Origin of the sequence: Tannerella forsythia (assembly GCF_001006485.1) — a bacterium.
Taxonomy (GTDB): domain Bacteria; phylum Bacteroidota; class Bacteroidia; order Bacteroidales; family Tannerellaceae; genus Tannerella; species Tannerella forsythia.
In genome coordinates this window covers 149,918-159,245 of record NZ_JUET01000070.1, presented here as the reverse complement: position 1 = coordinate 159,245, position 9,328 = coordinate 149,918, and the positions used below count along the sequence as shown (strand labels likewise).

Genomic DNA, 9,328 nt, shown 5'->3' with positions numbered 1-9,328 from the left:
CGTCACATCCTGGGGCTGGAGAAGGTCCCAAGGGTTGGGCTGTTCGCCCATTAAAGTGGCACGCGAGCTGGGTTCAGAACGTCGTGAGACAGTTCGGTCTCTATCTATCGTGGGCGTAAGATATTTGAGGGGATCCTGACACTAGTACGAGAGGACCGTGTTGGACAGACCGCTGGTTTACCGGTTGTTTCGCCAGGAGCACAGCCGGGTAGTTAAGTCTGGTAAGGATAAGTGCTGAAAGCATCTAAGTACGAAGCCTTCCTCAAGATGAGATATCTATATAAGGGTCGTTGTAGACTACGACGTTGATAGGCTGCAGGTATAAAGGTGGTAACATCAAAGCCGAGCAGTACTAATTGCCCAAAACTTTTTTATCGGGGTATAACCGCATTGGTTTGATTTATGTTTGGCTTGCGAACAGGCGAGATGCTGTTTGCTACGTTTTATCGCTTCTTTAAGCGAGCGAAAGAAAAGAGTTTCAAGCTCCTCTTTGTTTTGTCCTGACCGTCAAAAGATTTTTTTTAAGATATTAAGGTGGTTATAGCACGAGGGATCCACCTCTTCCCATTCCGAACAGAGAAGTTAAGCCTCGTCACGCCGATGGTACTGCTATATTGTGGGAGAGTAGGTAGCCGCCGTTTTTTAGGTATTATTTTTTTTGAGAAGGAGCATTTTCTGAGAAGAAAATGCTCTTTTTTTTGGTATATATACCGCCCCATGTCGTAGCCTAAAAGCCGGGCGAAAAAGCTGCAAAAACACTTGCGTCCGTATGCGGCAAAATTTATATACGGGAGAAAATTTTCGCGCATCCGTATGTACGTAAAATCCGAGCGGAACAGCCGGCGATATCCACACCTCCCAAATTTTTACTCGGATAGACGGGAAACAGAGCGAATTGCAAAGAAGAGAAAAAGTGCATCTTTGGGGGGGATGTTCCTTTGAAGAAAGGCATTTGCTTTTCTGTTAGGGAGATTGAAAATTATCATGTACATTTGCCGGATAAAAGAAACGAAAAGAAATGATTCAATCTATGACCGGATTCGGCAAGGTTACCGCCGAAATGACCGATAAAAAGGTGACTATCGAAATCAAGTCCTTAAACAGTAAGCAACTCGATTTATTTACACGTATTCCGTCTGCTTATCGGGAAAAGGAAATGCATATCCGCAACGAGCTATCGCAAAAGTTGGAGCGAGGGAAGATTGACTTTATTCTACATGTTGAATACATCGGAAAAGATACTTCGACGAAGATTAATGCAGCGGTGGTAGAAGGGTATTACGAGCAGATTCGAGACTTGGCCGGGAGGCTGTCGGTGAGTCTGCCGGACGATTGGTTTCCCACCTTGCTGCGTCTTCCGGATGTGATCAAAAACGAGACGGTAGAAGTCGATGAAGCGGAATGGCAAAAGGTTCATCAGGCAATTGCCGACGCGCTTGCTCATCTGATTGAATTCAGACAGCAAGAAGGGAGGATGCTTCAGAAACTCTTTGAACAGAAAATTGCGACGATCGGAGAGCTGCTCAAAGAAGTAGAACCGTATGAGCAGGATCGGATTGATAAGATTAAAGGGCGTCTGCTCGAGAACTTGCAAAAGGTGCCCGAGGTGGAATATGATAAGAACCGCTTTGAGCAGGAGTTAATTTATTACCTTGAGAAGTTGGATATCAACGAAGAAAAAGACCGTTTGAGGAATCATCTGCACTATTTTATCGATACGATGAACAACGGGAGCGGGCAGGGGAAGAAGCTCGGATTTATTGTGCAGGAGATAGGTCGTGAGATTAATACGCTCGGTTCGAAAAGCAACCATGCCGAGATGCAGCAAATCGTGGTGCAGATGAAAGATGTTTTGGAGCAGATCAAAGAGCAGATTTTGAATGTATTGTAATGAAGGGTAAACTGATTATTTTTTCGGCTCCGTCGGGGTCAGGTAAATCTACGATTATTCGTTATTTATTAGAAAAAGGCTTGCCTCTTCGCTTTTCGATCTCCGCTACGAGCCGTGCTCCGCGGGGCGAAGAGCAGGACGGCAGAGAATATTATTTTTTGACACCGGACACATTCAGGCAGAAAATCGCGGCAGGGGAATTTCTCGAATACGAAGAAGTCTACCGAGATCAATTCTATGGTACACTCCGGTCGGAAATAGAGCGTATTCAAGCGAGCGGTAATACTGTCGTACTCGATGTCGATGTGGTGGGAGGCTGCCGTATCAAAGAGCAATATGGAGCTGAAGCCCTGTCTGTTTTTATCCGCCCTCCGTCGATCGACGCATTGCGTACCCGGCTCGAAAAGAGAGGCACGGATGCTCCCGAAGTCATTGAACGTCGGCTGGAAAAAGCAACGTATGAGCTCTCGTTTGCTTCCCGATTCGACCGAATCATTGTGAATGATGATTTGGAGCAGGCACAGCGGGAAGCGTTGAAAACGGTGACCGATTTTATTCACTCCTGAGGAGGGGGCGGTAGGATATCGTTTTAGCTTTCTTTTTCAATGAAGACGGTCGGCATTTTTTCGGGTTCATTCAATCCCATACATATCGGACATTTGGCTTTGGCTAACTGGATCTGCGAGTATGAGCCGTTAGACGAGCTATGGTTTCTTGTGACGCCACATAATCCCCTGAAAGCGGAGAATACGTTGATGAACGATCGTTTTCGACTGTCGTTGGTCGAAGCCTCTATTAAAGATTATGGAAAGTTTAGAGCCAGCGACTTTGAGTTTTCGTTGCCTCGCCCGTCTTATACGATTCACACATTACGTGCTCTACGTAAGGCTTATCCGGAGGTTTTATTTGTACTTATCGTAGGTTCGGACAGCTGGAGTAATCTGAGTAGATGGAAAGAATCCGATGCGCTGCTCCGTGAGTTCCCGATATGGGTTTATCCGCGTCAGGGTTATGAGGTCGCCATTCCTCCCGATCTCCCTGCGGTGCGTTGTCTTAATGCACCCATGATTGAAATATCTTCCACCTTTATTCGTCAGGCTATTAGAGAAGAAAAGGATGTTCGTTTTTTCCTGTCTGAAGCCGTTTGGGAATATATTCCGGAAATACGAAAAAGTCTGGAGCGTAAGGAGAAAAAATACTCTTTCGGATAGAGGCGAAACACAAAATATCATTACTTTTGTAGGCCTGTACGGAAGAAATTCCGACAGTTACAGAATAAGATGTTGATTCAATGACAAAGAAGGAAACAAAACAATACGAGACGGATAAACGTTATTTGCAGATGGCCGCGATTTGGGCGGAAAATTCCTATTGCCAACGTCGAAAAGTAGGCGCTTTACTTGTCAAAGACCAGATGATCATCTCCGACGGATATAATGGTACACCTTCGGGCTTCGAAAATATCTGTGAAGACGAAAATAATGTAACAAAACCGTATGTGCTCCATGCCGAAGCCAATGCGATTACAAAAGTCGCCGCCTCGTCGAATAACAGTCGTGGAGCGACCATCTATATTACATCGTCACCCTGTATCGAATGCGCCAAACTCATCATACAGGCCGGTATCGTACGTGTGGTATATTCCGACGAATACCATACGGATGAAGGTTGTAAGCTGCTTAAACGTGCGGGCATTATCGTCGATTTTATCCACCTGAACCAAGAAGAAAAATGAATCATTCCCGTCAATACATCCTGTGGATGTTTGTAGCGATTATCATAAGTTTGGGCATCGGTCTCTGGCTCGGAGCTTATTTATATTCCCGTTCGCCCCGCATGCGTGAAGTGAATGCAGGGAAAAACAAAATCAATACGATTTTGAATATTATTGATACGCAATACGTTGATACGGTCAACATGAATGACCTGGTGAATAAAACGGCAGCCAGTCTTATCAGCGAGTTAGATCCTCACTCCGTGTTGATCCCCGCCGAAAACGTACAAGCCGTTAATGATGATCTGGAAGGTTCGTTTAGCGGGATAGGCGTATCGTTTAATGTGATCAACGACACGATCCTCATCATCACGGTGATGCCCGGAGGACCGGCCGAAAAAGCTGGTCTCCAACCGTTCGACCGCATCATCTCCATCAACGACTCGACGTATGCGGGACAGAAATACAGTCAGGCGGAAATCATGCGTAATTTGCGCGGCCCCAGGGACAGCAAGGTAAAATTAGGGATTCAGCGTGACCGCTCGTCGGAGCTTGCTTTCTTCGAGGTGACACGTGGAGAGGTGCCCAACCATTCCATCGAAGTATCGTATAAGATCGGACGTAAGATCGGTTATATCAAGATCCGGAGCTTTGCACGCACCACATACAACGAATTTATCACGGCGATCGCCAAACTTAAAGAGGAGGGCTGTACCGACTTTATCATTGATCTGCGCGATAATGCCGGAGGAATGTTAGATGCCGCCGTGCGTATGCTGAACGAGTTCATTCCTCGCGGAAGACCGATCGTCTATATGGAAGGCAAGGCCTATCGCCGCCAAGACTTCCATGCTGACGGGTCCGGTTCATGTCAGGAGGTGCCGATCATCGTGTTGACAGACGAGCTGTCCGGCTCGGCCAGTGAAATCTTTGCCGGCGCCATTCAGGATAATGACCGCGGATTGATCATCGGACGTCGTTCGTTCGGAAAAGGGCTTGTGCAGGCACCGATTCCTTTGAGTGACGGATCGGAGCTGCGCTTGACGATTGCCCGCTATTACACTCCTTCCGGCCGATGCATCCAGAAAATGTATCAATTGGGCAAATCAGACGAATACGAACAAGACTTGTATCAACGGTTTATTCACGGAGAGTTCGACTCGGCCGACAGCATCAAAATGGATCAATCGTCCGTTTATAAAACGTTGGGAGGACGAACGGTGTACGGAGGTGGAGGGATTATGCCCGATATCTTTATTCCGCGTGACACGTCTCACATCACGTCTTATTATAACAGCGTGATGAATAAAGGGCTGCTTTACCAGTTTACGATCGAATATGCCGCTCGGAACTATAAAAGTCTCTCGGCATTCAAGACATATCAGGATTTATATGCGTATTTGCAACAACTGCCTGTATTAAGTGAGTTTACGGATTACGCCGAACATAAGGGAGTTAAAAAGCGCCCAATGTTGATTAACATCTCCAGAAATCTGATTGAAAAGTCTATACAATCGTATATTGTTCGTCATTTCTTCGATTATGCCGGTTTTTATCCTGTTTTTCAAAAAGACGATGTTACGCTACGTCGGGCGGTTCAGGTTCTTGAAGAAGGGCGGTGGCGTCCGGAAATTCCTGCAGAAGAAAAAGGCAAGCCATGACTCTTAGGGAAGAGAAGCAAGCCTTGCGCAAAGAAATTGCCGCGTTGAAGCGCGGATATTCGGTACAGGCGCTTCAAACATATTCACAGAAAGCGTTGCGACATCTCGAGGAAGATGAACTGTTTCGCAAAGCCGGATGTGTCGCATTGTACTATGCGCTTCCCGGCGAGGTGCAAACAGCCGATTTTATTGAGAAATGGTACAAGGTAAAACAGATTCTTCTGCCTGTAGTCGTAGGTGACGATCTTTCATTGCAACGTTATATCGGTAAAGATCATCTTCGGAAGGGAACATTCGATATTTTGGAGCCTGAAACGACTCCCATCTTACCTGAAACGTCTTATCCGGAATTACTCATCGTTCCCGGAATTGCTTTTGACCGCCAGTTAAACCGCTTAGGAAGGGGAAAAGGATATTATGACAGATTACTTTCTCAGCCTGACACTCCTGCAATCGGAGTTGCTTTCAGCTTTCAATTGCGCGATCGGATACCGACTGAACCACACGATCGGAAAATGACACGCATCATTACCGACAGCGAAATTGTCGGGTAAGCTGCGTCTTACCGGACAACGATCTCCCGAATCACTGCCGCGCCGGCACATTCATTCAGTTTTTCAACTAAATGAGTACGGTTTAGCATTAATTCGTTTCGCAGCACCGATGAATCTACCGAGACATACAAAATGCCTTGTCGAACATACAAACTGCGCGTAGCTTTCGATACGGAGAGTCCTAATACTTCCCCCCATGCACGAACGACACGCACTTCGAATATTTTCTGCCGAAGCTCGGGATGCTCGTTGTAAAATTCCTGTAGCAGCTCGCCAAGAGGTTGCGCATGTGTCCGTTTCATACTTCTCCCTCCATGGGCAATACTTGCCCTGCTTCTACTTTAAATACCGTATGGGGCTGTTGGATGGCTTTCAGCATTTGATCTAAGTATTTCCGGTTCGTATCCGTGATAAAGATCTGCCCGAACTGATCACCACCCACTAATTGAATAATCTGCTCTACCCGCTCCGCATCGAGTTTGTCGAAAATGTCATCGAGCAGCAAAATCGGCATTGTGCTGCTTTGGGTGGCAAGAAATGAGAACTGCGCCAGTTTCATCGCGATTAAGTATGTCTTGTTTTGCCCTTGCGAACCGATATGCCGGATCAGTGAGTCGTTCAAGGTCATTTCAAGATCATCTTTGTGAATCCCTGTGAGTGTGTATCCTACCGTGCGTTCACGTTCGCGATCCTCGGCCAGTTTTTCTTCCAGATGGACGGAGCGGAGTTGCGAAATATATTGAAGCCCGACATGCTCGGACGATTGGCAGATGATCTGATAATATTCGTTGAAGAACGGGAGAAAGACATCGACAAGTCGTGCCCGTTTTTGAAAAATCACCTCTCCATGTTGTACCAACTGCATCTCTAACACTTCGTACAGCGACTGGTCACGGCTTTGGTCGCGAAGCAGCCGATTGCGCTGCATCAGCGCTTTGTTATAATGTATCAGAGCATGCATATACGTTTTATCATATTGTGAGATGATCACATCCAACCACCGTCGCCGTTCGTCGCTGCCCCCGCGAATCAACTCCGAATCGAATGGTGAGACCATCACCAGAGGTAACAGGCCGATATGTTCCGACAGTTTCTGATAGGCTTTCTGGTTGCGTTTAAACAACTTTCGCTGCCCGCGGCCGATCGAGCAGAGAATGGCTTCCGTTCGATCTTCATACGCATATTCGCCTTGTAATACGCATAGTGCTTCGTCGCGATGAATCAGTTGACTTTCCGCTGTGTGCACATGACTTTTACAAAACGACAGATAATAGACCGCATCGAGCAGGTTTGTTTTTCCCATGCCGTTCCTGCCGAAAAAACAATTCATTTTCGACGAACAGGCAATCTCTGCCTGCCGGATATTTTTATAGTTTAAAACAGACAGTTTATTAAGTATCATAATGTTAATCCTTATATGCGATAAATGTCATCAAAGATTTCAGGACAAAAATAAAAAATATAGTCTGTGCATGAGGTTTATTCCCATAAAAAAGCTAATTTTGCACCCTGAATTTCAAAAAGAATAAAACAAAAACAATTGTTATCGTTATGGCGAAAAAGACAGCAAACGAGGAAAAAGAGATAGAAGTCGGGGCTATCGTTTCCCGGTCGGAAGAGTTTATTGAAAAAAATAAAAAGAGCATCATTGCAGTCATTGCAGGGATTGCTGCGGTAGTAGGTCTTATTCTGGTTTATCATTATATGTATGCCAAACCGCAAGCCGAAAAAGCCCAACTTGCCATTTTCAGGGGGGAACAGTACCTGGCACAAGACTCTTTCGCTTTGGCATTAAACGGGAACGGTATCGATTATGACGGTTTTGAAGCGATTATCGATCAATACGGACGTACTCCGTCGGGCAATTTGGCCAAAGCGTATGCCGGTATTTGTCACTATCGCTTAGGGAATCCTCAGGAAGCGATCAAACATCTCAAATCGTATAGCGGTAACGATTCACAGATCGCCCCTACCATGATCGGTTTAATTGGCGACTGCTATATTTCAACCGGTCAGACCAAAGAAGGGATTGACTATTTTGAAAAAGCAGCTTCGAAAGCCGATAACGATTTGATTAGCCCGATTTATCTGAAAAAGGCGGGTCTTGCTTACGAATCTTTGCAGCAGTACGAAAAGGCTCTTAAGGTCTATAAGACCATCAAAGAGAAATATCATCAGTCGATGGAAGCAATGACGATCGACAAATACATTACTCGTGCCGAGATTTTGGCTCAAAAGAAATAAAGATGGCAACGGTCTACCAGAATCTTTCCGAATATGATTTCAACAAAGTGCCGGACGCTTCGTCCATGCGTTTTGGAATTGTTGCATCGGAGTGGAATCAGAGCATCACGGAAAAATTACTTGAGGGAGCTTGTAATACCTTGGAGCGTCATGGCGCATCGGAAAAAAATATCTGTGTAGAGCGAGTACCCGGCAGTTTTGAATTGACGTACGGAGCAAGAAAAATGGCAGAGAACAAAGAGGTCGATGCTATTATTGTCATTGGGTGCGTTGTGCGTGGTGATACTCCCCATTTTGATTATGTATGTTCCGCCGTTACCCAAGGGGTCACCGAGCTGAATCTTCAATACGGAATCCCGTTCATCTTCGGCATGTTGACAACGGAAAATATTCAGCAAGCTGAAGACCGTTCCGGCGGACGGTACGGGAATAAGGGAGATGAAGCAGCCGTGACTGCCATAAAGATGATCGATTTTTCTCGTAGAGTTTGCACGAAAAAAAAATAAAACGTATCTTTGCAGCGCATTTTAACGGGGCAGTTACCAGAGTGGCCAAATGGGGCAGACTGTAAATCTGCTGGCTTACGCCTTCGGTGGTTCGAATCCATCACTGCCCACTTCTTCGAGTCGGGAAAACTAAAATTCCTTGGTACGGATAACATCCCATCGGGGAATGTAAATTGCGGAAGTAGCTCAGTTGATAGAGCATTAGCCTTCCAAGCTGAGGGTCGCGGGTTTGAGTCCCGTCTTCCGCTCTAAACTTAAACAAACGGAAATCAAAGGTTTTACGAGTAGTCGTAGAACCTTTGTTTGTTTTCAGGGGGTAGCAAAAACAAACGAAAACCATGATATGTTTGCAGAAAAACGTACAAAAATGGGTTGTACGCAACGGTATGTGTCAAAAATATTGAGAGGAAAAGAAAATCTCTCATTAGAGACACTCTGTAAAATAGAGAGAGCTCTTGGAATTCAACTGGCAATACTCCATCAAACAGAGAAAGCACAACGAACAAAAATTATATTAGACGTTTGCTGTGGAAGTCGAATGTTTTGGTTTGACAAAGAGAATTCATTGACAATGTTTGTTGATATTCGAGATGAGAAGCATAAGCTATGTGATGGGAGAAGTTTAAATATTCATCCTGATATAGTGGTGGATTTCACGAATATTCCTTTTTCTGACAAGTCCTTTAAATTAGTCGTATTTGATCCTCCGCATCTTCTGAAAGCTGGTGAAAATAGTTGGTTGGCCAAACTCTTTTTCT

10 protein-coding genes, 2 tRNA genes, 2 rRNA genes and 2 pseudogenes are annotated in these 9,328 nt (G+C 45.4%); 14 read left to right on the top strand and 2 right to left on the bottom strand.

Annotated elements, in window-relative coordinates:
• The 8 genes from Tanf_RS05960 to Tanf_RS05925 all read left to right on the top strand — a co-directional run.
• Positions 1–377, top strand: a 23S ribosomal RNA gene (locus Tanf_RS05960); the annotation flags it as partial.
• Positions 378–530: 153 nt separating this feature from the next.
• Positions 531–641: ribosomal RNA gene (gene rrf / locus Tanf_RS05955) — 5S ribosomal RNA — on the top strand.
• A gap of 377 nt (positions 642–1,018) precedes the next feature.
• Positions 1,019–1,891, top strand: coding sequence for a YicC/YloC family endoribonuclease (locus Tanf_RS05950; RefSeq protein ID WP_046825236.1), 873 nt, complete (start codon positions 1,019–1,021; stop codon positions 1,889–1,891).
• On the top strand, positions 1,891–2,457 hold the full coding sequence (gmk, locus tag Tanf_RS05945; protein ID WP_046825235.1) for a guanylate kinase: 567 nt from the start codon (positions 1,891–1,893) through the stop codon (positions 2,455–2,457). Before Tanf_RS05950 ends, gmk begins: the two co-directional genes overlap by 1 nt.
• A gap of 39 nt (positions 2,458–2,496) precedes the next feature.
• Positions 2,497–3,102, top strand: coding sequence for a nicotinate (nicotinamide) nucleotide adenylyltransferase (nadD, locus tag Tanf_RS05940; protein WP_046825234.1), 606 nt, complete (start codon positions 2,497–2,499; stop codon positions 3,100–3,102).
• 80 nt (positions 3,103–3,182) lie between these two features.
• Entirely contained in the window at positions 3,183–3,626 is a 444-nt protein-coding gene (locus tag Tanf_RS05935) for a dCMP deaminase family protein (protein ID WP_014224057.1), read from the top strand.
• Entirely contained in the window at positions 3,623–5,266 is a 1,644-nt protein-coding gene (locus tag Tanf_RS05930) for a S41 family peptidase (protein WP_046825233.1), read from the top strand. Before Tanf_RS05935 ends, Tanf_RS05930 begins: the two co-directional genes overlap by 4 nt.
• A complete protein-coding gene (locus tag Tanf_RS05925; RefSeq protein ID WP_080948574.1) occupies positions 5,263–5,820 on the top strand; it encodes a 5-formyltetrahydrofolate cyclo-ligase in 558 nt (185 codons plus the stop codon). The genes Tanf_RS05930 and Tanf_RS05925 overlap by 4 nt, the downstream gene beginning before the upstream one ends.
• Before the next feature lie 8 nt (positions 5,821–5,828).
• Here Tanf_RS05925 and Tanf_RS05920 read toward each other — a convergent pair whose 3' ends face one another.
• Both Tanf_RS05920 and recF read right to left on the bottom strand, forming a co-directional pair.
• Complete coding sequence (locus Tanf_RS05920) at positions 5,829–6,122, bottom strand: DciA family protein (protein WP_046825232.1); 294 nt, start codon at positions 6,120–6,122, stop codon at positions 5,829–5,831.
• Positions 6,119–7,222: a DNA replication/repair protein RecF gene (gene recF / locus Tanf_RS05915; RefSeq protein ID WP_046825231.1), complete on the bottom strand. Its 1,104-nt coding sequence runs from the start codon at positions 7,220–7,222 to the stop codon at positions 6,119–6,121. Before recF ends, Tanf_RS05920 begins: the two co-directional genes overlap by 4 nt.
• Positions 7,223–7,371: 149 nt before the next feature.
• Here recF and Tanf_RS05910 point away from each other — a divergent pair, with 149 nt between their 5' ends.
• The 6 genes and pseudogenes from Tanf_RS05910 to Tanf_RS15260 all read left to right on the top strand — a co-directional run.
• Positions 7,372–8,064 carry a tetratricopeptide repeat protein gene (locus tag Tanf_RS05910; protein ID WP_014224052.1) on the top strand — a complete coding sequence of 231 codons (693 nt, stop codon included), beginning with the start codon at positions 7,372–7,374 and terminating at the stop codon, positions 8,062–8,064.
• Between the two features lie 2 nt (positions 8,065–8,066).
• Positions 8,067–8,570, top strand: coding sequence for a 6,7-dimethyl-8-ribityllumazine synthase (ribH, locus tag Tanf_RS05905; RefSeq protein WP_014224051.1), 504 nt, complete (start codon positions 8,067–8,069; stop codon positions 8,568–8,570).
• A 27-nt stretch (positions 8,571–8,597) separates the two neighbouring features.
• Positions 8,598–8,680: transfer RNA gene (locus Tanf_RS05900), tRNA-Tyr, on the top strand.
• 65 nt (positions 8,681–8,745) lie between these two features.
• Positions 8,746–8,818: transfer RNA gene (locus Tanf_RS05895), tRNA-Gly, on the top strand.
• 116 nt (positions 8,819–8,934) lie between these two features.
• Positions 8,935–9,039 (top strand): annotated as a pseudogene (locus tag Tanf_RS15265) (helix-turn-helix domain-containing protein); the annotation flags it as partial.
• A 69-nt stretch (positions 9,040–9,108) separates the two neighbouring features.
• Positions 9,109–9,324: pseudogene (locus tag Tanf_RS15260) on the top strand (methyltransferase); the annotation flags it as partial.
• Between the last annotated feature and the right edge of the window lie 4 nt (positions 9,325–9,328).